23 protein-coding genes are annotated in these 21,867 nt (G+C 63.6%); 15 read left to right on the top strand and 8 right to left on the bottom strand.

Annotated elements, in window-relative coordinates; all coding sequences use genetic code 11:
* Nucleotides 1-13 precede the first annotated feature (13 nt).
* Complete coding sequence (gene urtA / locus BRA1253DRAFT_RS27505) at nt 14-1,336, bottom strand: urea ABC transporter substrate-binding protein (RefSeq protein ID WP_007599797.1); 1,323 nt, start codon at nt 1,334-1,336, stop codon at nt 14-16.
* Between the two features lie 479 nt (nt 1,337-1,815).
* On the opposite strand from urtA, the gene BRA1253DRAFT_RS27500 reads away from it, so the two are divergent.
* The 3 genes from BRA1253DRAFT_RS27500 to BRA1253DRAFT_RS27490 all read left to right on the top strand — a co-directional run bounded on the left by BRA1253DRAFT_RS27500 (nt 1,816) and on the right by BRA1253DRAFT_RS27490 (nt 4,186).
* Complete coding sequence (locus tag BRA1253DRAFT_RS27500) at nt 1,816-3,396, top strand: DEAD/DEAH box helicase (RefSeq protein ID WP_051058446.1); 1,581 nt, start codon at nt 1,816-1,818, stop codon at nt 3,394-3,396.
* Between the two features lie 23 nt (nt 3,397-3,419).
* Nucleotides 3,420-3,707: a translation initiation factor IF-1 gene (gene infA, locus BRA1253DRAFT_RS27495; protein WP_007599789.1), complete on the top strand. Its 288-nt coding sequence runs from the start codon at nt 3,420-3,422 to the stop codon at nt 3,705-3,707.
* Nucleotides 3,708-3,973: 266 nt separating this feature from the next.
* Nucleotides 3,974-4,186 carry a cold-shock protein gene (locus BRA1253DRAFT_RS27490; protein ID WP_007599788.1) on the top strand — a complete coding sequence of 71 codons (213 nt, stop codon included), beginning with the start codon at nt 3,974-3,976 and terminating at the stop codon, nt 4,184-4,186.
* A gap of 77 nt (nt 4,187-4,263) precedes the next feature.
* Here the strand turns inward: BRA1253DRAFT_RS27490 and BRA1253DRAFT_RS27485 are convergent, their stop codons facing one another.
* The 4 genes from BRA1253DRAFT_RS27485 to BRA1253DRAFT_RS27470 all read right to left on the bottom strand — a co-directional run bounded on the left by BRA1253DRAFT_RS27485 (nt 4,264) and on the right by BRA1253DRAFT_RS27470 (nt 7,268).
* The gene (locus BRA1253DRAFT_RS27485) at nt 4,264-4,893 is read right to left on the bottom strand and encodes a TadE/TadG family type IV pilus assembly protein (protein WP_007599787.1); all 630 of its coding nucleotides are present in this window, start codon (nt 4,891-4,893) and stop codon (nt 4,264-4,266) included.
* A gap of 23 nt (nt 4,894-4,916) precedes the next feature.
* The gene (locus tag BRA1253DRAFT_RS27480; RefSeq protein ID WP_007599786.1) at nt 4,917-5,489 is read right to left on the bottom strand and encodes a TadE/TadG family type IV pilus assembly protein; all 573 of its coding nucleotides are present in this window, start codon (nt 5,487-5,489) and stop codon (nt 4,917-4,919) included.
* A gap of 300 nt (nt 5,490-5,789) precedes the next feature.
* Complete coding sequence (locus BRA1253DRAFT_RS27475; RefSeq protein WP_007599785.1) at nt 5,790-6,287, bottom strand: pilus assembly protein N-terminal domain-containing protein; 498 nt, start codon at nt 6,285-6,287, stop codon at nt 5,790-5,792.
* Between the two features lie 153 nt (nt 6,288-6,440).
* Nucleotides 6,441-7,268 (bottom strand): sterol desaturase family protein, encoded by an 828-nt coding sequence (locus tag BRA1253DRAFT_RS27470; protein ID WP_007599784.1) that lies wholly within the window; start codon nt 7,266-7,268, stop codon nt 6,441-6,443.
* Nucleotides 7,269-7,529: 261 nt separating this feature from the next.
* Between BRA1253DRAFT_RS27470 and BRA1253DRAFT_RS27465 the strand changes: the two genes are divergently transcribed.
* The 10 genes from BRA1253DRAFT_RS27465 (at nt 7,530) to BRA1253DRAFT_RS27425 (ending at nt 16,445) form a co-directional block, all read left to right on the top strand.
* Nucleotides 7,530-7,694, top strand: coding sequence for a Flp family type IVb pilin (locus tag BRA1253DRAFT_RS27465; RefSeq protein WP_007599783.1), 165 nt, complete (start codon nt 7,530-7,532; stop codon nt 7,692-7,694).
* A 72-nt stretch (nt 7,695-7,766) separates the two neighbouring features.
* On the top strand, nt 7,767-7,907 hold the full coding sequence (locus BRA1253DRAFT_RS44580) for a hypothetical protein (protein ID WP_198288341.1): 141 nt from the start codon (nt 7,767-7,769) through the stop codon (nt 7,905-7,907).
* A gap of 121 nt (nt 7,908-8,028) precedes the next feature.
* The gene (locus BRA1253DRAFT_RS27460; protein ID WP_007599781.1) at nt 8,029-8,553 is read left to right on the top strand and encodes a prepilin peptidase; all 525 of its coding nucleotides are present in this window, start codon (nt 8,029-8,031) and stop codon (nt 8,551-8,553) included.
* A 127-nt stretch (nt 8,554-8,680) separates the two neighbouring features.
* A complete protein-coding gene (cpaB, locus tag BRA1253DRAFT_RS27455) occupies nt 8,681-9,478 on the top strand; it encodes a Flp pilus assembly protein CpaB (protein ID WP_007599779.1) in 798 nt (265 codons plus the stop codon).
* 11 nt (nt 9,479-9,489) lie between these two features.
* Nucleotides 9,490-10,965 (top strand): type II and III secretion system protein family protein, encoded by a 1,476-nt coding sequence (locus BRA1253DRAFT_RS27450; protein ID WP_007599778.1) that lies wholly within the window; start codon nt 9,490-9,492, stop codon nt 10,963-10,965.
* Between the two features lie 17 nt (nt 10,966-10,982).
* Complete coding sequence (locus BRA1253DRAFT_RS27445; RefSeq protein ID WP_007599776.1) at nt 10,983-11,720, top strand: CpaD family pilus assembly protein; 738 nt, start codon at nt 10,983-10,985, stop codon at nt 11,718-11,720.
* Nucleotides 11,717-12,985, top strand: a complete 1,269-nt coding sequence (locus BRA1253DRAFT_RS27440) for an AAA family ATPase (RefSeq protein WP_007599774.1) — start codon at nt 11,717-11,719, stop codon at nt 12,983-12,985. Before BRA1253DRAFT_RS27445 ends, BRA1253DRAFT_RS27440 begins: the two co-directional genes overlap by 4 nt.
* A gap of 21 nt (nt 12,986-13,006) precedes the next feature.
* Nucleotides 13,007-14,467, top strand: coding sequence for a CpaF family protein (locus BRA1253DRAFT_RS27435; protein WP_007599772.1), 1,461 nt, complete (start codon nt 13,007-13,009; stop codon nt 14,465-14,467).
* A gap of 16 nt (nt 14,468-14,483) precedes the next feature.
* Nucleotides 14,484-15,461: a type II secretion system F family protein gene (locus BRA1253DRAFT_RS27430; RefSeq protein WP_007599770.1), complete on the top strand. Its 978-nt coding sequence runs from the start codon at nt 14,484-14,486 to the stop codon at nt 15,459-15,461.
* Nucleotides 15,462-15,470: 9 nt separating this feature from the next.
* The gene (locus tag BRA1253DRAFT_RS27425; protein ID WP_007599767.1) at nt 15,471-16,445 is read left to right on the top strand and encodes a type II secretion system F family protein; all 975 of its coding nucleotides are present in this window, start codon (nt 15,471-15,473) and stop codon (nt 16,443-16,445) included.
* Between the two features lie 74 nt (nt 16,446-16,519).
* Here BRA1253DRAFT_RS27425 and BRA1253DRAFT_RS27420 read toward each other — a convergent pair whose 3' ends face one another.
* The 3 genes from BRA1253DRAFT_RS27420 to BRA1253DRAFT_RS27410 form a co-directional block, all read right to left on the bottom strand.
* A complete protein-coding gene (locus BRA1253DRAFT_RS27420) occupies nt 16,520-17,362 on the bottom strand; it encodes a tetratricopeptide repeat protein (protein WP_007599765.1) in 843 nt (280 codons plus the stop codon).
* A 94-nt stretch (nt 17,363-17,456) separates the two neighbouring features.
* Nucleotides 17,457-18,971: a metallophosphoesterase gene (locus BRA1253DRAFT_RS27415; RefSeq protein ID WP_007599764.1), complete on the bottom strand. Its 1,515-nt coding sequence runs from the start codon at nt 18,969-18,971 to the stop codon at nt 17,457-17,459.
* A 266-nt stretch (nt 18,972-19,237) separates the two neighbouring features.
* Entirely contained in the window at nt 19,238-19,441 is a 204-nt protein-coding gene (locus BRA1253DRAFT_RS27410) for a hypothetical protein (RefSeq protein WP_007599763.1), read from the bottom strand.
* A 200-nt stretch (nt 19,442-19,641) separates the two neighbouring features.
* On the opposite strand from BRA1253DRAFT_RS27410, the gene BRA1253DRAFT_RS27405 reads away from it, so the two are divergent.
* Both BRA1253DRAFT_RS27405 and BRA1253DRAFT_RS27400 read left to right on the top strand, forming a co-directional pair.
* Nucleotides 19,642-21,015: a M17 family metallopeptidase gene (locus BRA1253DRAFT_RS27405; RefSeq protein WP_007599762.1), complete on the top strand. Its 1,374-nt coding sequence runs from the start codon at nt 19,642-19,644 to the stop codon at nt 21,013-21,015.
* Nucleotides 21,008-21,862 carry a C40 family peptidase gene (locus tag BRA1253DRAFT_RS27400; protein ID WP_007599759.1) on the top strand — a complete coding sequence of 285 codons (855 nt, stop codon included), beginning with the start codon at nt 21,008-21,010 and terminating at the stop codon, nt 21,860-21,862. Before BRA1253DRAFT_RS27405 ends, BRA1253DRAFT_RS27400 begins: the two co-directional genes overlap by 8 nt.
* The last annotated feature ends 5 nt before the right edge of the window (nt 21,863-21,867 follow it).

Below are 21,867 nucleotides of genomic sequence, written 5' to 3'. Positions count from 1 at the left end.
CGTCAGATCCGGATCAGGAGCCCGAACCGAGGCACTTGTTGGTCTTGGTGTTGAAGTTGCCGCACTTCTTGCCGACCCAGTCGCCGACCAGGTCCTTGGAGCCATCGAGCTCCTTCGACCAGGCGTCGCCTGCGACAAGACCCGGGGTCTTCCACACCACGTCGAACTGGCCGTTGGCTTTGATTTCGCCAATGAACACCGGCTTGGTGATGTGATGGTTCGGGAGCATCTTGGAGGTGCCGCCGGTCAGGTTCTTGGCTTCGATGCCCGGGAGCGCATCGATCACCTTGTCCGGATCGGTCGACTTCACCTTCTCGACCGCCTTGACCCACATGTCGAAGCCGATCACGTGCGCTTCCATCGGATCGTTGGTCACGCGCTTCGGGTTCTTGGTGTAGGTCTGCCACGCCTTGATGAACTTCTCGTTCTCCGGCGATTTGATCGACTGGAAGTAGTTCCAGGCGGCGAGATGGCCGAGCAGCGGCTTGGTGTCGATGCCGGCGAGTTCTTCCTCACCCACCGAGAACGCGACGACCGGGATGTCCTTCGCCTTGATGCCCTGGTTGCCGAGCTCCTTGTAGAAGGGAACGTTGGCGTCGCCGTTGATGGTCGAGACCACCGCGGTCTTCTTGCCGGCCGAGCCGAACTTCTTGATGTCGGCCACGATCGTCTGCCAGTCGGAATGACCGAACGGCGTGTAGTTGATCATGATGTCTTCCTGGGCGACACCCTTGGACTTCAGATAGGCTTCCAGGATCTTGTTGGTGGTGCGGGGATAGACGTAGTCGGTGCCCGCGAGCACCCAGCGCTTCACCTTCTCGTCCTTCATCAGATAGTCGACGGCGGGGATCGCCTGCTGGTTCGGCGCGGCGCCGGTGTAGAACACGTTGCGCTCGCTCTCCTCGCCCTCGTACTGCACGGGGTAGAACAGGATGCTGTTCAGCTCCTTGAACACCGGGAGCACCGACTTGCGCGACACGGAGGTCCAGCAGCCGAACACCACCGAGACCTTGTCCTTGGTGATCAGCTCGCGCGCCTTCTCGGCGAACAGCGGCCAGTTCGAAGCGGGATCGACGACGACGGCTTCGAGCTTCTTGCCGTTGACGCCGCCCTTCTTGTTCTGCTCGTCGATCAGGAAGAGGATGGTGTCCTTCAGCGTGGTTTCGCTGATGGCCATGGTGCCGGAGAGGGAGTGAAGCACGCCGACCTTGATGGTGTCGTCCGCGGCTTTCGCACCAGAAATGGAAGCCAGACCAAGCATCAGTCCGGCGGTCGCGGCGAGAACGCCACGGCGGCTAAATGGCGCCGCTATATCGTGAGTGGATTTGCTATGCATGAGTGTCTCATCTCCCTGACGCAGACGTGAAAAACGCTGCGAAACGGCCCCAACGGCCGCCTGCGATTAACGGATTCGCAAGAACCGTGCCATGGATTAGACACCAACTAAGCCATTGGCTTTGTTGCTAAAATGGACGGAAAACAAAGCCTCGCCATGACCGCGCCGCCTAAACACTGAGCAAATCGAATGTATGCGAATGTGGCAGACGGGCTATTTTTTGAGCAAATTTGCCACTCTGGCTAAATTTCCGGCATAACTATTTCTGCACCGCGATCGCCATTTGGGGTGAGCCTGCCTTGAAAGCGCCGCCTCAATGTTCCATATGGAGGGCGAGGTCTCTTGCGAATCAGAGACCGTTGCGAGCCGCGTGTTCTTAAGCCCTTACGGGCGTCTGGCTTGCCCCATCCCATCAAGCCATCCGACACCCCAAACACGCAGGTGTCCCTCTCGACACCCTTTTGCGCGCGCCGCGCCGAATGCGCCGGGCGCCCGCTTTTGACATGGAAAGAACCCATCTTTTGACTTCGTTTCAGGATTTCGGCCTCGCCGAACCCATCGCTCGTGCTCTCACCGAAGAGAACTACGTCACCCCCACCCCGATCCAGGCCCAGACGATTCCGACCGCGCTGACCGGCCGCGACGTCGTCGGCATCGCCCAGACCGGAACCGGCAAGACCGCGTCCTTCGCGCTGCCGATCCTGCACCGCCTGCTCGAGAATCGCATCAAGCCGCAGCCGAAGACGACCCGCGTCCTGGTGCTGTCGCCGACGCGCGAGCTGTCCGGCCAGATCCTTGACAGCTTCAACGCCTATGGCCGCCACATCCGTTTGTCCTCGACACTCGCCATCGGCGGCGTGCCGATGGGCCGTCAGGTCCGCTCGCTGATGCAGGGCGTCGAGGTGCTGGTCGCCACCCCCGGCCGTTTGCTCGATCTCGTGCAGAGCAACGGACTGAAGCTTGGAAGCGTCGAATTCCTCGTGCTCGACGAGGCCGACCGCATGCTTGACATGGGCTTCATCAACGACATCCGCAAAATCGTCGCCAAGCTGCCGATCAAGCGGCAGACGCTGTTCTTCTCGGCCACCATGCCGAAGGACATCGCCGAGTTGGCCGACGCCATGCTGCGCGACCCCGCCCGCGTCGCGGTGACCCCGGTCTCCTCGACCGTGGAGCGCATCCAGCAGCGCATCATCCAGGTCGACTTCTCCGCGAAGCCGGCCTTACTGGCCAAGCTGCTGAAGGACGAGCCGGTCAACCGAGCCCTGGTCTTCACGCGCACCAAGCACGGCGCCGACAAGGTCGTAAAGACACTCGAGAAGGCGGGAATCCCCGCCAGCGCCATCCACGGTAACAAGTCGCAGAACCATCGCGAACGGACGCTAGCCCAGTTCCGCACCGGTGAAATCCGCACGCTAGTCGCCACCGATATCGCCGCTCGCGGCATCGACGTCGACGGCATCACCCACGTCATCAATTTCGACCTCCCCAACGTGCCCGAGACTTACGTGCACCGCATCGGCCGCACCGCGCGCGCCGGCGCCGAGGGCACCGCGATCTCGCTGGTCGCGGGCGGCGAGGAACTTGCCTATCTCCGCGACATCGAGCGGTTGATCAAAGTGACGCTGCCGCGCGAAGACCACCGCACCGACGCGGGCCGCCGCGATGCGGGTCCTCCCCCGTCCCAGCAACGTCAGGGCCGGCCCAGCCGCCCAGGCCAGCGTCCGCACGGCGCACGGCATGGCGACGGGCGGCGTGCCGACGAAAGGCATGCTGACGGTCGTCACCACAGTGCCGCCAAGCAGGGCGACGGAAGGCCCGGCGAGGGACGTCATGGCGACGCCAGGCGTGCTGACGCACGGCCCGGCAGTGGCCCGAAGGCTTCGAAGACTCCTCGTCGCGACCACACCGGAGGCAAGGCGCATTCTTCGCCAAACGGCCGTCCGGAACAGCGTTCCGCGCATAGCGCCGGGGCGTCTGATGGGATACAAGGCGTTGCCTTTTTGCGCCGCGAGAGTCGGCCGAACGGCCAACCGAACCGCAAACCCCATTCGCACTAGCCGTCCACGACCTGGAGAAATTCATGGCTAAGGAAGAGCTGATCCAGTTCGAAGGACTGGTCACCGAAATCCTCCCCGACGCGCGCTACCGCGTGCAGCTCGACGCCGGACACGAGATCGTCGCCTACACCGCCGGCAAGATGAAGAAGAACCGCATCAAGACTCTGGCGGGCGACCGCGTGACGGTGGAGATGTCGCCCTATGACCTCGAAAAGGGCCGGCTGATTTTCCGCCACAAGGACGAACGTCCGAGCGGGATGGGCGGACCTCCGCGTCCCGGACAGCGCGGCGGCCAGTTCCGCCGCCGCTAGGGGCTCGGCGCGCGAGCGCGAACCTAAGATTCCGACCTGCATGCTGATCCGCCGTGACCATCACGGCGGATCAAAAAATCGTGCACGTCAGCATTGTTTTGGAGCTCTGTTTCCAATAAAATGAACTAATCGATTTTCGGCCGGACGACATTAGCATCCACCGGTACAGCCGGTTCAGACACGCTGACGACCCTTCCAAAAATTCGATCTAACCTGTCCGCGCAAGCGGGCTCTGACATTGTGTTATCTGAGAAGGGACTACCCCCATGAGCATGGGAACCGTGAAGTGGTTTAACGCGACCAAAGGCTTCGGCTTCATCCAGCCCGACGATGGCGGCCAGGACGTGTTCGTCCACATCAGCGCTGTGGAACGTGCGGGCCTCGGCACGCTGCGCGAAGGTCAGAAGATCTCCTACGAGATCGTGGCCGACCGCCGTTCCGGTAAGTCGGCAGCGGACAACCTTCGTTCCGCCGGTTGAGCCTACCGCTTACGGCCCCGATCGGCTCGAGCGAACAAATCAAAAGAAAAGGCCGGGCGCGATGCCCGGCCTTTTTTCTAGTTTAGGGGGCACGGCGACGGTACACCGTCGTAAGGAACGCAGGTGACCTGGCGCGGCCGCGTGTAGGAGACATCGCTCAGCGTGATGCCCGACTTCAGGACGAATTTGACGGAAGGCGTGTAGAGGTAACTCGCCTCACTGTAAATGAGGTAGGTCTTCGCGATCAAGAGCGTCGGCGGAATCATCGAGGTGACCGTGGTATCAGGCGCCAGAGACGGAGGCGCGTCCGTCACCGTGGCCTGCGTCGCGCCGTTCGCAATGGTGGCGGACTTGCTCCATTTAATCGTGGCGACTTTGCTTGAGTCGATATAGATCTGGGCAACCGTACCGTTCACGAGCGTAGCGTCATACGGCATGATCATCGATATGCTTGCCGTGAACGTGTCCTGCATGGCCGGACCGTTGGTCGCGATCGACTGCGACGTCAAGTCGGACAGCGTCCGTGCAATCATCGTAACTTTGCGATCGATCGCCACGGCCGATGAAAATTCGACGGTACCGAAGAACATCACCAGCATCAGCGGCACGATGACCGCGAATTCGGTCGCCGCGATCGCGCGCCTGTCGGCGACGAAGTCGCGGACGGAACTACTGGCATTTTTCCAGATATTTGCAATCGCCTGCATCGGTGGGCTCGGATCCATCTGTCTCAGAAGGGTTCATTCTTGAAGGCCGCAGTCGCAATCAGCAGCCGCTTGTTGCTGCAGCCCATGTTGAAGCCAAGGCCCGTGACGAAGAGCGGCCACTGATAGAACAGCCGCACCACGACGACCTGGTTGGCGGCCCCGGCACTGTACTGCACGCCGGTTGGATTGAAGCTGCAGGAATCGCCATAGTTGGTGAGGCTTAGCGCTCCGAACGAGCTTGTACTCACGACGTCGACGTAGAGCTTGGTGCAATCAAACAGCGCCGGGATCTGATTGCAGACGTAAGCCTTGAACGTCGTTTGCGAGCAGGGTGTGCTCACGCCGGACACCGCGCAGGCTGTTAGCGTGCCGGTTTGCGCCTGCCCGGTCAGCAACACGCGTGCAGAATTCTGCGCGGCACTCTCGAGCACCTGGCTCGCCAAGAACATCAGCGCCGACTCGATGATGGCGAACAGCAATGCGAAAAACATCGGCGCGACGAGCGCGAACTCGACGGCTGCGGAGCCGCGGCGGCTGCCGCGAAACCGGCGCAACGTGGCGAGGAGCGTGAATCTCGTAGGTGCAGGCGAAGGCATCAAATTCCCCAGCAGCAGCAGCAATCATCTGCCATGTTCAATAGCGGAAACTGATTGTTTAAGTGTTCAGGCGATCCGCACCCGGCGGCCCGGGCCGTTAACGGCGGGTTAACCGCAAACGACCCAGGGCACGGAGACGAGGGCATGGGGCGGGGCATGGAGACGAGGACGCGGAGAGAGAAACTCGCGCGCGTGCGTCGGGCGAGGACGATCCTTGCCCCGGCAAACCTGCCAATCAAACTCGCTGGTTGGTCTTACTTGGTTAGTCTTGCTCAGTTCGTCTTGGTCAGTTCGTCTTGGTCAGTTCGTCTTGGCGCCCGCACCGGCATTGCCGCTGGCCGTGCTGCTCAACGAACCGGCCTGACTCATCGTGTTGTTGAAGTAGGTGTCGCTGTCGCCGAGCGTCACGCGACGCTGGCAAATCGGCATGCAGCTGTAGGACTCGCGGTCGATCCCGCGATAGACGGTGACGAGCCGATCGCTCGGACCTTCGACCTGGATCTGGCGATCGACCAGGATCTCGCCGCCCCGATCGAGCGCGATGAAATTGGTGGCGCCATAGCCCTTTCCGGTCACGACGATCATGCCACCGGGCTGGAGCGTGACGTCGGCGATCATGGGATTGCCGACCACGATGGTCGCCACCTTGCCGGGCAACCGCACCAGCTTGGCCTGGTCGACATTCACGGCAATGGCATCTGCGGTCGGCTCGGCAATGACGACAGCCGGCGATGCCAGCACCGCGGCCGCAACCAGAAGACAGACGCGCGCACGACGGCGCAGCAATTGTTTACGCATACTCTTACCCCCGGGACGTCACAAACCGGCAGAAGCAATCACATAACAGCCGAGCCGGTGCCCGACCCGGCTAACCTGCCCTCAATTCGTGAACGTTCCGCAAATTCGCCGACTATTGTTTGAACGGACTGGCGTTTCGCGGCCCTCGAGAACCTAGCGGCGGAACGGATAGGCAAGCTGCCCTCCGATTTCCTTCGGCATGGTGGCTTCATCCTTGCCGTAATCCTGCGGCAGTTGCCCCTCGGGCATGCGGAAAGTGCCGAACAGCACATCCCAGATCGGGAACGTGCCGGCAAAATTGGTGTCCCCGCCCTCTGCGAGCGCGGTGTGGTGCCAGCGGTGGAACACCGGCGTCGCCAGCACATATTTGAACGGCCCGAAGGTCCAGTTCAGGTTGGCGTGCACGAAGGCCGAATGGAAGGTCGTGAACGGGGCGAGCCAGACCATGGCGTTCGGCGAAATGCCGGCCATCAGCAGCACGACGTCGACCGCGATCGTACCAAGCACGAGATTGACTGGATGGAAGCGGGCCGCAGAAATCCAGCTGATCTCCTCCGAAGAGTGATGGATCGCGTGGTACTTCCAGAACCCCCCGCCGTGGAACAGCCGGTGCAGCCAGTACAGCATGAAATCGGACAGCACCAGGAACAGCATGGCCTGGACCCAGAGCGGCAATAGCGCCAGCGGGCCGTGGCCATTGTCGTAGAAGGCGATGAGCTCGTCGGCATCATGGATGTTGAAGACGAAGCTCGCACCGACGATCAGAAGGCCGATCCGCATGACGCGTGCGAACACCGGAACGACAAACCAGTAGCAGATGTCCGTGACGATCTCCCGCTTGCGCCACCAGGGTGCGCCGGGATTGCAGGCCCAGACATGCTCGAGCACGGTGAAGACCACCGCGAGCGCGAAGGTCGTGGGGATCACCTTCGCGATGGTCTCGCCGAGCATCAGGGCGATTTCCATGGGCAGGCTCGACATCGTCGCCTCTCTTGCGAATTGCTGGTCGTACCTACGCGTACTCCCCTAAATTTAAGGGACGGTGAAGCCGGTGCCGCGCTTGCTGCGCATCCGGAACCGGAACGAATTGCAGATTGTGGCCTTAAGGCGAAATTCACTCTGGCCAGCGGCAAGCGCGTTTGCCCGACCTAATTAACTCTCCCGAAAGAGCTCGGATCTCATGGTCATTGCGTCAAGCACAACGCCGAACGAGGCGATCCCACCCCAGATGGAGTTTTGTTCATGAAGAACCTCATTGCGCGTTTCGCGAAAGATGAATCCGGCGCCACCGCCATCGAATACGGTCTGATCGCCGCCGGCATCGCGCTGGCCATCATCACCGTCGTCAACAATCTCGGCACCACGCTGAACGCCAAGTTCACCTCGATCAGCAGCTCGCTGAAGTAAGCGATCGACGAACGACGGCAAAAGCCCCGGGCCTCCGGGGCTTTGTGTTTCAGACGGCGAGTTCCAGTGGCGTTGAGCAAGTACAGAACCGATGCCGCGGTCGCGGCAAATGCGGCGGAGGCCACGCAGACCGGCTCGCCGGTCTACTGGGTCTGCCTTGCCCTGCTGCTTGCGACCGTCGCGCTCGCCGCACGCATCGCCTCCCTTTGGTGAGCACGCCTTCGGCTGGTTCCACCCCTCGAGCCGCTGCCGCCGTTTTCGGTTTGTTTAGCACTGCCGGCTAGAATCCGGCGACGCCAGCTCCGCGGCGAACCCAGGCCTCAAGACGCAGCCCATGATCCTCGACCTTGCGCGCCTTCTGCTCTTCCCGGCCCTGATGGCGTTTGCCGCCGCAAGCGACCTCTTCACGATGACGATCTCCAACCGCGTATCGCTGGCGCTGGTCGCCGGCTTTTTCGCGCTCGCTCTCGCCGGTGGCATGGCACCTTACGAGATGCTGAGCCATGTCGGCTCAGGCACGCTTGTCCTGGTCGTGGCCTTCACCTGTTTTGCGATGGGTTGGGTCGGCGGCGGCGATGCCAAGGTCGCGGCCTCCGTCGCACTTTGGTTCGGTTTCGCACAGCTGATGAACTTCCTGCTCTACGCCTCGCTGTTCGGCGGGGCGCTGACGCTGCTCCTGCTCCAGTTCCGGCAGTGGCCGCTGCCTTACGGGCTCGCCGGCCAAGCCTGGCTCGCGCGGCTGCACGCCAAGGAGAGCGGCATTCCCTATGGCATCGCGCTCGCACTGAGCGCGCTGATGGTCTACCCGGAGACCGAATGGGTGAAGGCGATCGATCTCGCTCACCTCGCATTGCGCTGAACGCATCGGGTAAACCCGGCGTTAAGGCGATTTAGATACGCCTCATTAACCATGCTTTGACGAATAGCTGGTCAACTGCCGATTACGGCGGCGTCAGCGTCGCGGCGTTTGGTGGAAAGTGAAGCGTATGAATAGGGCACGCATTGTCGTCCTGACGGTCGCCATCTGCGCCGGCGGTGTCGCCGCGTATCTGGCGAGCGGCTCGGACAATTCTGCGCCGCCTCCGGCTCCGGTCGCGCAGCTTCCCACCGTCGACGTCCTGGTCGCCAAGAACGACATCGGCCTCGGCCAGACCGTCAAGCCGGAAGACGTGCAATGGCAGACCTGGCCGTCCGCGACCGCCAGCGCCACCTTCATTCGCCGCAACGAGCGCCCCGAGGGCGTAACCCAGGTCACCGGCTCGATCGCACGATCCCCCTTCATCCAGGGTGAGCCGATCCGCGACCAGAAGCTGGTCAAGGCGGAAGGCTCCGGCTTCATGGCAGCAATCCTGCCCACCGGCATGCGGGCGATCTCGACCGAGATCTCGCCGGAAACCGGCGCAGGCGGCTTCATCCTCCCCAACGACCGCGTCGACGTGCTTCTGACGCGCCGTCTCAAGAACCCGGACCAGAACAGCGGCGCTCCCGATGTGGTCACGTCCGAGATCATCCTGGCCAATATCCGCGTCCTGGCCATCGACCAGGCGCCGAAGGAGAAGGACGGGCAGAACGCGGTGGTCGGCAAGACCGTCACCCTCGAGCTCAATCCTGCGCAGACTGCGACGCTCTCCTCGGCACGCCAGAGCGGCACGCTGTCGCTGGCGTTGCGCAGCATCGTCGACGTCAAGCTGAGCGAGATCACGCTCGATGATTCCGCGCAGAAGCGCGATGGCGTCTCGATCATTCGGTACGGTATCCCAAGCTCGACGGCGAAGGCACGATGAGGACTGTCGACATGAAATGCAGGGCGAATTTGGCGACGATGCGAACCTCTGTGGTCCGCGCCCTGTCGTTTTCGGCCGCCGTCGCGCTCGCGCTCAACCCGGTGCTGACCCCTGTGGTCGCCGCCGATTATCGCCCTGTGGCGCAGGCTGCGGCCGACGGTCAGATGAACGCGCGATTCCTCTCGCTCGGCATCGGCAAGTCGATCGTGATCGACCTTCCGCGTGACATCAAGGACGTGCTCGTCGCCGATCCCAAGATCGCCAATGCGGTCGTCCGCTCGGCGCAGCGCGCCTACATCATCGGCGCCTCGATCGGCCAGACCAACATCGTGTTCTTCGATTCAGCCGGCCAGCAGATTGCGGCCTATGACATCGCGGTCAAGCGCGACCTCAACGGCGTGCGGGCCGCGCTGAAACAGGTCCTGCCGAATTCAGACATCCAGATCGACGGCCTAGGCGACGGCATCATCCTGACCGGTTCGGCCGCGAATCCAGCCGAAGCCCAGCAGGCCAACGACCTCGCTGCGCGCCTCGCCGGCGGTCCCGAGAAGGTCGTGAACTCGATCGTGGTCCGCGGCCGCGACCAGGTCATGCTCAAGGTGACAGTCGCCGAAGTGCAGCGCAGCATCATCAAGCAGCTCGGAATCGACCTCACCGCCAACCTCAGCTACGGCACCTCGGTCGTCACCTTCAGCAACTCCAATCCGTTCACGGCTCTCGGCCATAACCTCGTCGACAGTAACAACCTGACCACCAAATTCGGCGGGGCGCCGTCGGTGCAGGCCACCCTGCGAGCGATGGAAACCGCGGGCGTGATCCGGACGCTGGCCGAACCGAACCTGACCGCGATCTCCGGTGAATCGGCAACATTCATCGCCGGCGGTGAATTCCCGGTGCCCGCCGGCTACGCGTGCGACCCCACCACGCACGTTTGTACCACCCAAATCAGCTTCAAGAAGTTCGGCATCTCGCTCAACTTCACCCCCGTCGTTCTCACCGAGGGCAAGATCAGCCTGCGGGTGATGACCGAGGTCTCTGAGCTCTCGAACGAGAACGCGATCACGCTGTCCCAAGCCGTGACCTCGACCTCGGTCAACTCGCTTACGGTGCCCTCGATCAAGACCCGCCGCGCAGAAACCTCGCTGGAAATTCCCTCCGGCGGCGCGATGGCGATGGCCGGCCTGATCCAGCAGCAGACCAAGCAGGCGGTCAGCGGACTGCCGGGTCTGATGCAGCTCCCGGTCCTCGGCACGCTGTTCCGCAGCCGCGACTTCGTCAACAACGCGACCGAGCTGGTCGTGATCGTGACGCCCTATATCGTTCGCGCAGTTGCGCAAAAGGATCTGTCGCGGCCGGATGATGGCTTCTCCGCGCCTGCGGATCCGCAGGCCGAACTGCTCGGCAACATCAACCGCATCTACGGCGTGCCCGGCCGGAGCGAACCGGCCAAGAACTACCGTGGCACCTACGGCTTCATCACCGACTGAGGCGGAACGGGGACTTCATGAAGATCACTAGACCACCCCAGATTCGCAGGCGCGCCATCCACCTCGGCGGCGCGCTCGTCGGCATGGCGCTCGCCCTTGGCGGTTGCCAGCACGACGAAGCGGTCACGGCCTCCATTCCCGACGACTACAAGCAGCGCCATCCGATCGCCATCGAGGAGCAGAATCGCTCCATCGTCGTCTTCGTCGGCCATGCCCGCGGCGGCTTGACCGCGGCCCAGCGCGCCGACGTGATGGGCGTCGCTTCGGCCTGGATGCACGAAGGCACCGGCGCGATCCGGATCGACGTGCCGTCCGGCACGCCCAACGCGCGTCCGGTCGCGGACACCATGCGTGAAATCCAGGCGATCCTGTCGGCGGCGGGCGTTCCGCCGCGCGGCGTCAGCGCCCGCTCTTACCAACCGGAGGACAAGCGCTTCCTGCCGCCGATCCGGCTCACCTATTCCAAGATCGCGGCGGTCGCGGGCCCCTGCGGCCTGTGGCCGGAAGACATCGGCCCTTCGATGAAGAACAAGAGCTGGTTCGAGAACAAGGACTATTACAATTACGGCTGCGCCTATCAGCGCAACCTCGCGGCGATGGTCGACAATCCGTCGGATCTCGAGCAGCCGCGGCCCGAAACGCCGTCCTACACGCCGCGGCGGACCGCCGCGTTCGAGAAGTATCGCAAGGGAATGCCGACGGCGGTCGCCTATCCCGAGGCCGACAAGGCCAAACTCAGCGACACCGGCAGATGATCAGCTACGCTCGCCAGCCCCAAGAAGAACAGTCCGAGGCATCGCTCCCGCCGGTCGAGGAGCATATTGCGCCGGCGCCCCGCGTTTCCGTCCAGGCTTTCTGCGAGACCGTGGAAACGGCGGCCGCCGTGCAGTCGGCCGGCGAAGATCGCCGTCTCGGCAAGGCCCATCTGAAGATCCAGATGGGCGGTATGGCGGCTGCGGTGGAAGCCTACCGCTCGGCACCCACGCCGAACGTGATCGTGCTCGAAAGCGACGGCCGCAACGACCTCCTGGGCGGGCTCGACCATCTCGCGACCGTCTGCGACGCCGGCACCCGCGTGGTCGTGATCGGCCGCATCAACGACGTCACGCTCTACCGCGAGCTGGTGCGCCGCGGCGTCAGCGACTACGTGCTCGCGCCGGTCGGCGCGATCGACGTCGTGCGCTCGATCTGCAACCTGTTCTCGGCGCCGGAAGCCAAGGCCGTCGGCCGCATCATCGCGGTGGTTGGCGCCAAGGGCGGCGTCGGCGCGTCAACTATCTCCCACAATGTCGCCTGGGCGATCGCCCGCGATCTCGCGATGGACGCGGTCGTCGCCGACCTCGACCTCGCCTTCGGCACGGCCGGGCTCGACTATAACCAGGATCCGCCGCAGGGCATTGCCGACGCCGTGTTCTCGCCCGATCGCGTCGACACCGCCTTCATCGACCGCCTGCTGTCGAAATGCACCGACCACCTCAGCCTGCTGGCGGCGCCGGCGACGCTCGATCGGGTCTATGATTTCGGCGCCGACGCTTTCGATGCCGTGTTCGACACGCTGCGCTCCACCATGCCCTGCATCGTGCTCGACGTTCCGCACCAATGGTCGGGCTGGACCAAACGCGCCCTGATCGGGGCGGACGACATCCTGATCGTGGCGGCGCCCGACCTCGCCAATTTGCGCAACGCCAAAAACATGTTCGATCTCCTGAAAGCCGCGCGCCCCAACGACCGGCCGCCGCTCTACTGCCTGAACCAGGTCGGCGTGCCGAAACGGCCCGAAATCGCCGCGGCGGAGTTCGCCAAGGCGATCGAGAGCCAGCCCGTCGTCTCGATCCCGTTCGAGCCGCAGATCTTCGGCTCGGCGGCCAATAACGGCCAGATGATCGCGGAAATCTCGGCCAACCATAAGTCGATCGAGATGTTCCTTCAGATCGCCCAGCGCCTGACCGGCCGCAGCGAAACGAAGAAGCAAAAATCGTCCCTGCTTTCACCCCTGATTGACAAGTTGCGGGGAAAATAGGTCGCCGCATGGAGTTTTTAAGTGTTCGGTAAGCGTAGCGGAACAGACGCCGACGCCCGGGCCCCGAAGCCCGGTGCCGTGTCGCCAGAGCCTGCCCAGGCTCCGGCGCCCGCCGTGTCGCGCTTGCCGCAGCCGACAGTCTCGTCGCCGCCGCTTGCCCCGGCGAAGCCTGCGCCGACCATGGAAGCCCGCCGCTCGGACAATTATTACGAGGTCAAGGCGACCATCTTCGGCGCGCTGATCGAAGCCATCGACCTCGCCCAGCTCGCCAAGCTCGATTCGGAGTCCGCGCGCGAGGAAATCCGGGACATCGTCAACGAGATCATCGCGATCAAGAACATCGTGATGTCGATCGCCGAGCAGGAAGAGCTACTCGACGACATCTGCAACGACGTCCTCGGCTACGGTCCGCTGGAGCCGCTGTTGTCGCGCGACGACATCGCCGACATCATGGTCAACGGCGCCGACACCGTCTACATCGAGGTCGCCGGCAAGATCCAACGCACCGGTATCCGCTTCCGCGACAATCAGCAGCTCCTCAACATCTGCCAGCGTATCGTCAGCCAGGTCGGCCGGCGCGTCGACGAATCCTCGCCGATCTGCGACGCGCGCCTGGCCGACGGCTCCCGCGTCAACGCCATCGTGCCCCCGCTGTCGATCGACGGCCCCACGCTCACCATCCGCAAGTTCAAGAAGGACAAGCTGACGCTCGATCAGCTCGTCAAGTTCGGCGCAATCTCGCCGGAAGGCGCGGAAATCCTCCAGATCATCGGCCGCGTCCGCTGCAACGTGCTGATCTCCGGCGGTACCGGCTCGGGCAAGACCACGTTGCTCAACTGCCTGACCAACTACATCGAGCACGACGAGCGCGTCATCACCTGCGAAGACGCCGCCGAACTCCAGCTCCAGCAGCCGCACGTAGTGCGACTGGAAACCCGCCCGCCCAACATCGAGGGCGAAGGCCAGGTCACCATGCGCGAACTGGTGCGCAACTGCTTGCGTATGCGTCCCGAGCGCATCATCGTGGGCGAAGTCCGCGGACCCGAGGCGTTCGACCTGCTCCAGGCCATGAACACCGGCCATGACGGCTCGATGGGCACGCTGCACGCCAACAATCCGCGCGAGGCGCTATCGCGCTGCGAATCCATGATCACGATGGGCGGCTTCTCCCTGCCTTCACGCACCATCCGCGAGATGATCTGCGCCTCGATCGACATCATCGTCCAGGCAGCGCGGCTGCGCGACGGTTCGCGCCGCATTACCCACATCACCGAAGTGATGGGCATGGAAGGCGACACCATCATCACCCAGGACGTCTTCCTCTACGACATGGTCGGCGAGGACGCCAACGGCAAGATCATCGGCCGGCACCGGTCGACCGGAATCGGCCGCCCGAAATTCTGGGAACGCGCCCGCTATTACGGCGAAGAGAAGCGCCTTGCCGCGGCGCTCGACGCCGCGGAAGTGGCGCCGCCGACGTGAGCAGGTCAGCACAGCCATGAACATGCAAGTCCTTGCCCTCGCCTTCCTTGCCACCGCGACCGTCGGCGGCCTGGCCTGGGTCTTCCTTTATCCGATGCTGTCCGGGGAACGGAAGGCCGAGAGCCGCCGCGCCTCGATCTCGCGCGCCGAGGCGCCCACGGCCCGCGCCGCCGAGAAGACACAGCGCTCGCGCCGCGAGCAGGTCGAAACCTCGCTCAAGGATCTCGAGGCGCGGCGCCAGCAGGAGAAGAGCGTATCGCTCAGTGTTCGCCTGTCGCAGGCCGGCCTCGACTGGACGCCGCAGAAATTCTGGATCGCATCCGCCGTCGTGGCGGGCGTGCTGTTCGCAGTCGCCTTGTTCATCGGCGGCGGCCTGCTCGGTGCCGCCGGCTTCGCTTTTGCCGGCGGGCTCGGTCTGCCCCGCTGGGCGCTCGGCTTCCTGAAGAAGCGCCGCGAAAACAAGTTCCTGGCCGCCTTGCCCGATGCCGTCGACGTCATCGTCCGCGGCATCAAGGCGGGCCTGCCGCTGTTCGAATCGATCAAGGTGGTCGCCGCCGACGCGCCAGAGCCGCTACGCTCCGAGTTTCTGTCCATCATCGAGACGCAGGCGATCGGCATGCCGCTCGGCGAGGCCTGCACGCGACTCTACAATCGGATGCCGCTGCCCGAGGCCAATTTCTTCGGCATCGTCATCTCGATCCAGCAGAAATCGGGCGGCAACCTCTCCGAAGCGCTCGGCAACCTCTCCAAGGTGCTGCGCGACCGCAAGAAGATGAAAGAGAAGATCCAGGCGATGTCGATGGAAGCCAAGGCCTCGGCCGGCATCATCGGCTCGCTGCCGCCGATCGTGATGTTTCTCGTCTACCTCACGACGCCGGGATACATCTCGATGCTTTGGACTCATCCCACCGGCCAGCTCATGCTGGTCGGCTGCGTCGTCTGGATGTCGATCGGCATCATGGTGATGAAGAAGATGATCAATTTCGACTTCTGATGGTGCCTTATGGTAGAGTTCCTCGTTGCGAAACTTCACGACGTTCACTTCATGACGATGCTGCTGGCGGCCATCGCCGCCAGCGCCACCGTCTATACGCTGGTGATGCCGCTGTTCGCCGGCGAGGGCCTTTCCAAGCGCATGAAGGCGGTTGCGAACGAACGTGAGCGCATCCGGCAGCGCGAGCGCGAGCGCCTCCACAAGAGTGAAAAAGTCTCGCTGCGACAGACGCCGAAGCAGCTCGTCTCGAAGGTCGTCGATGACTTCAACCTGACCAAATGGCTCGCGCAGGAAGCTGCGCGGGACAAGCTCATCATGGCGGGCTATCGAGGCCAGGCGCCCTACATCACCTTCCTGTTCGCCCGCCTGGTTGCCCCGATCGTGCTATTCGTCGGTTCGGTCATCTACGTGTTCCTGATCGCGCACATGCAGCAGTCGTTGCCGATCAAGATCGGCATCTGCGTCGGTGCGGCCTATCTCGGACTTCAGGCGCCAATGCTGTTCCTCAGGAACGCGATCTCCAAGCGCCAGCTCTCGATCAAGCGCGCCTTTCCCGATGCGCTCGACCTGCTCCTGATCTGCATCGAATCCGGCATGTCGGTCGAGATGGCGTTCCGGAAGGTCGCGGTCGAAATCGTGAGCCAGTCGATCGCGCTGTCCGAGGAGTTCACCCTGACCACGGCCGAGCTGTCATATCTGCAGGATCGCAAGGTCGCCTACGAGAACCTCGCGCGGCGCACCGGGCTCGAGGGCGTCAAGTCGGTATGTCTCGCGCTCCAGCAGGCCGAGCGTTACGGCACCCCGCTCGGTCAATCCTTGCGAGTGATGGCGCAGGAAAATCGCGACATGCGCATGAACGAAGCCGAGAAAAAGGCCGCAGCACTGCCGCCGAAGCTGACGGTACCGATGATCCTGTTCTTCCTGCCGGTGCTGTTCGTCGTCATCCTCGGGCCGACGGGGATCAAGGTCACCGAGATGCAATGACGTTAGACGCGGACCGCGCACGGTCCGCGGGCGCCTTCAAGATTGGAAGATCAAGACTCGAAGATCACGTCTGATCAGTCGGGCTGGCCGAGCGAGGCGACCGGAATCCGCTTCGGCGCACCCCGCCGGACGTCGTTGCGGGTCAGCATTTCCTTGAGATAGGCGACGTTGGCCACAGCCTGGTCCGGCGGCAGGTCCGCTTTCACGATGGTCTCGGCTTCGGCGAAGCGGCCCTGGAGACCGACGACCAGACCGAGATTCTGCCGCACCCGCGCGTTTGCGCGCGGCGAGGCATAGGCTTGCCGCAGGGCGTCTTCGGCCTTCGGCAGGTCTCTCGACAACATATAGGACAGGCCGAGATTGGAGAGCACACCGGGATCGCCAGGCGCGATCTTGAGCGCGCTCGCATAATAGGAGCGCGCTTCCTCGTGACGGCCCATCTGATCGAGCGCCGTCCCCTGTACCGAGAGCAGGCGCCAATCCGGGTTATCGGGCGAATGCGCCTTCGACAACACGTCGAAGGCTTGCTGGAAATTGCCGTTGTCGGAGAGCGCGCGGCCGTATTGGGCCATCAGCGCCTTGTTGCCGGGATTGGCGATGGTCGCCTGCTCGAGCACGGCGGCGGCCTGGGCGTGCTGGCCGTTGGCGCGCAAGGCCTGACCGTAGGCGAGCGCCGCATCGGCGTCTTTGGGATTGGCACGATAGCGCTCGCCATAGACTTCGGCAGCACGCGCGGGATCGGTGGGAGCGGCTTCCGCTCGCGGCCCGACCGAGCCCGTGACGTCGGAGAGTTTCGACATCGCCGTGCAGCCGCCGAGGCCCATGGCCACCGCCGCGACCAGCGAGGTGGACGCGAAAAGCCGGGCAAGACTGAGCCGTCCAAGACTGAACCGTTCAAGACCGAACCGTTGACGCATGACGCTTTGACTCTCGAGCCGATTGATCGAGCCGAACGCGCCAGCAATAGACTGTTAACCCTAACGGCCGGTTAATTCCCCGGACCCGCGTCCCTCACTGCGGCGCCGGCGGCGGGACCTTGCCGCCGAGACCCGGATCGAGACCGAGCGCCTTTGCCTGCTCGTTCAGGTCTCGCAGCAATTGCAATCGTTGCCGCGTCTCGATCTCGAGATCGATACCCGGGCGCGCCACCCTCGGCAATTCGCGCCGAAGGTCGTCACGATTGACCAGACGCCTCGCGCGGAGCTCGTCGAGCTGAAAATCGTCGATGCCGAGCACATTTGCAGATTGTTCGATCAACCGACGCAGCAGCGATGTCACCGTGGCCGCGGCGTCGACCTCATGCTTGCGTGCGGATCTCGATAACTTGCTTTCGAGATCTGCCCAGACGTGGGAGGTGACGAGATAGACGTGGAGCAAATCGGCCCAATCCGCCTCGCCATCGGCATAGAAGGCGCGGCGCAGCAGGAGCCGGCGGGCGAATGCCGCGACCTGATCCCGTTTCAGCGTCGTGCATGCGTCGATCTCGATGCCCGACTGGACGGCCGGATCTCGGGAAAAATCCCGCCCGGCCGGCAGCCCGACGACGCCGTGCGGCAGGTTGGAATCGAGGAGCCTGAAGACACCATCCTTGCGCGGACGTGAGTAGCGGGCGATCGCGAAGCGATACTCGGTGCGGCCGCCATGGGACATCGGATGGGACATCGGGCCGAAATGGATGACGTTGAAGCCGGCGTCGTCACCGGCCTGCCCGGTCGATGACGGACAGGACAAGACGTAGATCGTGCGCCAGAATGCTTCATCGCTCTCGCTCGACATGGCGCGCGGATCGGGAATCGAATAGCGCGTCAACCCTTCGACATGCCGGTGTCCGTGCAGAACCAGATCGACGTTGAGCGATGTCGCCGCTTCGAGGAAGGTCGCGGGCGCGGCGAGATACATCAGCGGTTCGTCGGGCACGCCGAGAAACCGCTTTCCTTCTCCGGTCGCCTGCGGCAGTGGATGATGGTGCAGCGCCAGCACGCGCACGAGGTTTTCCACCGGCTCGGCATAATCGGCGCGGCCGCCCGAGCCGAGGCTGCCCGCGAGCTCGACGCTCAGCCGCGCGGAATCCGAAACCATGGCGTGATAGGCGCTCTGGTCGACGTTGCCGCTCGCGAGCGTCGTGAGGCTCGCGCGGTTGGAATCCAGCAGCACCAGATCGAGGCCGGCCTGACGGTAGTAGACGCTCTTCGAGGTCCGCGGCAAATGCAGGTAATCATAGACGTCGTAGCGGCCTGCACGCTGGCTCGAGCGCTTGACGTCGTGATTGCCGGCGATTGCCTGGATGTCGGTGAACAGCCCGGTCTGTCGGAAGGACGCGATGACTGCGAGCGCTTCGTCGAGCGCAGGCGGCGTCGGGTCGTCCACGATATCGCCAGTGATCAGCAGGATGCGATCGGGAATGTCCGCGAAGTCCGCCATCCTCTCGCGAATTGCGGCATTGAGCGTCTCGATCGTCGCAAGCAGTCGACCAGACCCGTCCAGATGCAGGTCGGAAATCTGTACGATGACGAACGATCTATCCATTTTGCGTCGCTCATTTGCGAATGTCGCGCCGCGCAAACGATGAGAGAAATGCCTTCGACGATCAGATTCAGGCCGGTTTCAACCCAGGCCGTGATGAGCCAGGTAGCAATGACTTTCGCCACGTGCAGAACCCGCACGACACAATCTAAAATATTGGCCAATAATGCCACAACCGCAGCGCTAGTAAAGCCCCGCGGCCGCTCGCGCGAACCGCGGATCTTGGCATGAGATACGGGGCCCGCCCGATGATGGTTTCGCACACTTGATCAATATTCGATGGCGAGCCGCTTGCGGATTTCGTCAATGCGCTTGTCCAGTGCATCGAACCGCGCGTGAACGGAGCGGTCGTGGAGATAGAAGGCGTAACCGCCGGCAAGGAACGCGAATATCCAATGATGATGCTCGACATAGCCAAAAATCGCCTCGACCGCCTGGCCGATGAATGTGACCACGCTCCACACAAATTCCATTGCATTTCCTCCCGGCCGGCTTTGTCGTCGGCCGCCGGAGATCTCCGCACCCGACGGCCGTTGCCGGAACCTAGCATGGCCCCCTTGCTGCGAGTAGCGGATCGCTGAACGGTGGCAGCAAAGCTGATTGCGGCGGCGGCAAAACTCTGCGAAATCTCGTCCGTTCGTATGACCCGCTCGATCTGGATCCGGACCCGCCAATGCCTTCTGTCTTCGAGACGTCGCCTACCGCCATCCCGATCACCTTCGTCACCAAGTCGAGCTGGGATCAGGTCGCCGAGGGGCTACCGGCGGCGCAACGCCAGTTCGCCATTGCGAGCGCCTTTACCGCAAAGCCGGGCGGCTATCTCGCGCTGCCCGCGCTCGATGGCGCGATCGCGCAAGTGCTGTTCGGGCTCGAGGACGAAGGTGCAAGATCGCGCGACCTGTTCCGACCGGGCGCCCTGCCCGGCCTGCTGCCGCCGGGCATCTATCGCTTCGCCAATGCACCGCACGATGCACGGCTCGCCGCACTCGCCTTCGCGCTCGGCAGCTACCGCTTCGCCCGGTACCGCAAGGCGGATCGCCCCGAGGTCCGCCTCGTGCCGCCCGACGGCGTCGACGCGACCGAGATCAACCGCATGGCGGACGCCGCAACACTGGCGCGCGACCTCATCAACACGCCGGCCAATGACATGGGGCCGGAGGAGCTGGCCGCGGCCGCGCAGGATCTCGCCGCCGAATTCGGTGCAAGCTTTGCCTGCACCATCGGTGACGACTTGAAGACGAATTTTCCGCTGATCCACGCCGTCGGCATGGCATCTAGCCGCGCGCCGCGGCTGATCGACATCGGCTGGGGCGACCCGGCCCATCCCAAGGTGACGCTGGTCGGCAAGGGCGTCTGCTTCGACACCGGCGGGCTCGACTTGAAACCGTCGAGCGGCATGCTGATCATGAAGAAGGACATGGGCGGCGCCGCCAACGTGCTGGCGCTGGCGCGCATGGTGATGGATGCGAAGCTGAAGGTGCGACTGCGCGTGCTGATTCCGGCCGTGGAGAACGCGGTCGCGGGCAATGCCTTCCGCCCGCTCGATATCTTCACCTCGCGCAAGCGCATCACGGTCGAGATCGGAAATACGGACGCGGAGGGACGGCTGGTGCTCGCCGACGCGCTGGCGCTGGCGGACGAGGAAAAGCCGGACCTGCTGATCGATCTCGGCACGTTGACGGGAGCGGCACGCGTCGCGCTGGGGCCGGATTTGCCGCCCTTTTACACCAATGATGAGGCGCTGGCCGCCGACGTCGCACGATGCGCGGCGAGGGAGAACGATCCGTTGTGGCGCATGCCACTGTGGCCGCCTTACGATGCGTGGCTGGACTCCAAGACGGCCACCATCACCAACGCACCGTCAGGCGGCTTTGCCGGCTCGATCATCTGCGCGCTGTTCCTGCAACGCTTCGTCGAACAGGCCAAGAGCTGGCTGCATGTCGACATCTACGGCTGGACGCCGTCGGCGAAGCCCGCACGCCCCGAGGGCGGCGAGTGCCAGGCCGCGCGCGCGATCTACACATTGTTGAGCGAGCGCTATGCGTGATCCGGGACGAGATCCAAGGCTGACACCGTCGCGAGGCGACCTCGCCGCGAAGTATCTCGAAGGCACGGTGCAGGCGGATCGCTTCGTCACGGGCGAGGAATTCGAGATGATCGAGGCGATCGCGCCCGTGCGCGAGCAGCCGTCGCCGAACGCGATGCTGATGACGCAAGCGTTGCGCGGCGAGCGCGTCACGGTCTACGACCGCAACAGCGAAGGCTGGGCATGGGGTCAGCTTTCCGGTGACGGCTATGTCGGCTGGCTGCCGGACGCAGCGCTCTTGAAGCCTGCGGCCGCGCCGACCCACATAGTCAGGGCTTTACGAACCTTTGCCTTCCCCGGCCCCTCGATCAAGCTGCCGCCGGCGGACACGCTGGTGATGGGATCGAAGATCGCGGTTGCACGCGAGGACGGCAGCTTCGCCGTGACGGGCGACCGACAATATCTGCCCAAGGCCCATCTCGCCCCGCTTGGCCATCGCGAGCCGGATTTCGTCGCAGTCGCCGAGCGTTTCGTCGGCACGCCCTATCTCTGGGGTGGCAAGAGCAGCCTCGGCGTCGATTGCTCCGGCCTCGTCCAGATCTCGCTGACATCAGCGGGCATCGGCTGCCCGCGCGACAGCGACATGCAGCAGGCCGGCCTCGGCCGCGCGCTGGAGCCGCATGAGCGGAGCAGCTTGCTGCGCGGCGATCTCATTTTCTGGAAGGGTCATGTCGCCATCGTCCGCGACGCCGACACTATGGTCCACGCCAATGCGCATCACATGGCAACGGCGATCGAGCCGATCGAGCCGGCCATCGCAAGGATCAAGCAAGCCGGCAGCGAGGTCACCGCGATCAAGCGGCTCTGACGGAC

This window comes from Bradyrhizobium sp. WSM1253, assembly GCF_000244935.1.
Taxonomy (GTDB): Bacteria; Pseudomonadota; Alphaproteobacteria; order Rhizobiales; family Xanthobacteraceae; genus Bradyrhizobium; species Bradyrhizobium canariense.
This window is presented reverse-complemented; position numbering and strand designations above follow the sequence as displayed.

Coding starts and splice junctions, on each gene's coding strand:
- urtA (WP_007599797.1), bottom strand. CDS start 1,336: ATGCATAGCAAATCCACTCACGATATAGCGGCGCCATTTAGCCGCCGT.
- BRA1253DRAFT_RS27500 (WP_051058446.1), top strand. CDS start 1,816: ATGCGCCGGGCGCCCGCTTTTGACATGGAAAGAACCCATCTTTTGACT.
- infA (WP_007599789.1), top strand. CDS start 3,420: ATGGCTAAGGAAGAGCTGATCCAGTTCGAAGGACTGGTCACCGAAATC.
- BRA1253DRAFT_RS27490 (WP_007599788.1), top strand. CDS start 3,974: ATGAGCATGGGAACCGTGAAGTGGTTTAACGCGACCAAAGGCTTCGGC.
- BRA1253DRAFT_RS27485 (WP_007599787.1), bottom strand. CDS start 4,893: ATGCAGGCGATTGCAAATATCTGGAAAAATGCCAGTAGTTCCGTCCGC.
- BRA1253DRAFT_RS27480 (WP_007599786.1), bottom strand. CDS start 5,489: ATGCCTTCGCCTGCACCTACGAGATTCACGCTCCTCGCCACGTTGCGC.
- BRA1253DRAFT_RS27475 (WP_007599785.1), bottom strand. CDS start 6,287: ATGCGTAAACAATTGCTGCGCCGTCGTGCGCGCGTCTGTCTTCTGGTT.
- BRA1253DRAFT_RS27470 (WP_007599784.1), bottom strand. CDS start 7,268: ATGTCGAGCCTGCCCATGGAAATCGCCCTGATGCTCGGCGAGACCATC.
- BRA1253DRAFT_RS27465 (WP_007599783.1), top strand. CDS start 7,530: ATGAAGAACCTCATTGCGCGTTTCGCGAAAGATGAATCCGGCGCCACC.
- BRA1253DRAFT_RS27460 (WP_007599781.1), top strand. CDS start 8,029: ATGATCCTCGACCTTGCGCGCCTTCTGCTCTTCCCGGCCCTGATGGCG.
- cpaB (WP_007599779.1), top strand. CDS start 8,681: ATGAATAGGGCACGCATTGTCGTCCTGACGGTCGCCATCTGCGCCGGC.
- BRA1253DRAFT_RS27450 (WP_007599778.1), top strand. CDS start 9,490: ATGAAATGCAGGGCGAATTTGGCGACGATGCGAACCTCTGTGGTCCGC.
- BRA1253DRAFT_RS27445 (WP_007599776.1), top strand. CDS start 10,983: ATGAAGATCACTAGACCACCCCAGATTCGCAGGCGCGCCATCCACCTC.
- BRA1253DRAFT_RS27440 (WP_007599774.1), top strand. CDS start 11,717: ATGATCAGCTACGCTCGCCAGCCCCAAGAAGAACAGTCCGAGGCATCG.
- BRA1253DRAFT_RS27430 (WP_007599770.1), top strand. CDS start 14,484: ATGAACATGCAAGTCCTTGCCCTCGCCTTCCTTGCCACCGCGACCGTC.
- BRA1253DRAFT_RS27425 (WP_007599767.1), top strand. CDS start 15,471: ATGGTAGAGTTCCTCGTTGCGAAACTTCACGACGTTCACTTCATGACG.
- BRA1253DRAFT_RS27420 (WP_007599765.1), bottom strand. CDS start 17,362: ATGCGTCAACGGTTCGGTCTTGAACGGTTCAGTCTTGGACGGCTCAGT.
- BRA1253DRAFT_RS27415 (WP_007599764.1), bottom strand. CDS start 18,971: ATGGATAGATCGTTCGTCATCGTACAGATTTCCGACCTGCATCTGGAC.
- BRA1253DRAFT_RS27410 (WP_007599763.1), bottom strand. CDS start 19,441: ATGGAATTTGTGTGGAGCGTGGTCACATTCATCGGCCAGGCGGTCGAG.
- BRA1253DRAFT_RS27405 (WP_007599762.1), top strand. CDS start 19,642: ATGCCTTCTGTCTTCGAGACGTCGCCTACCGCCATCCCGATCACCTTC.
- BRA1253DRAFT_RS27400 (WP_007599759.1), top strand. CDS start 21,008: ATGCGTGATCCGGGACGAGATCCAAGGCTGACACCGTCGCGAGGCGAC.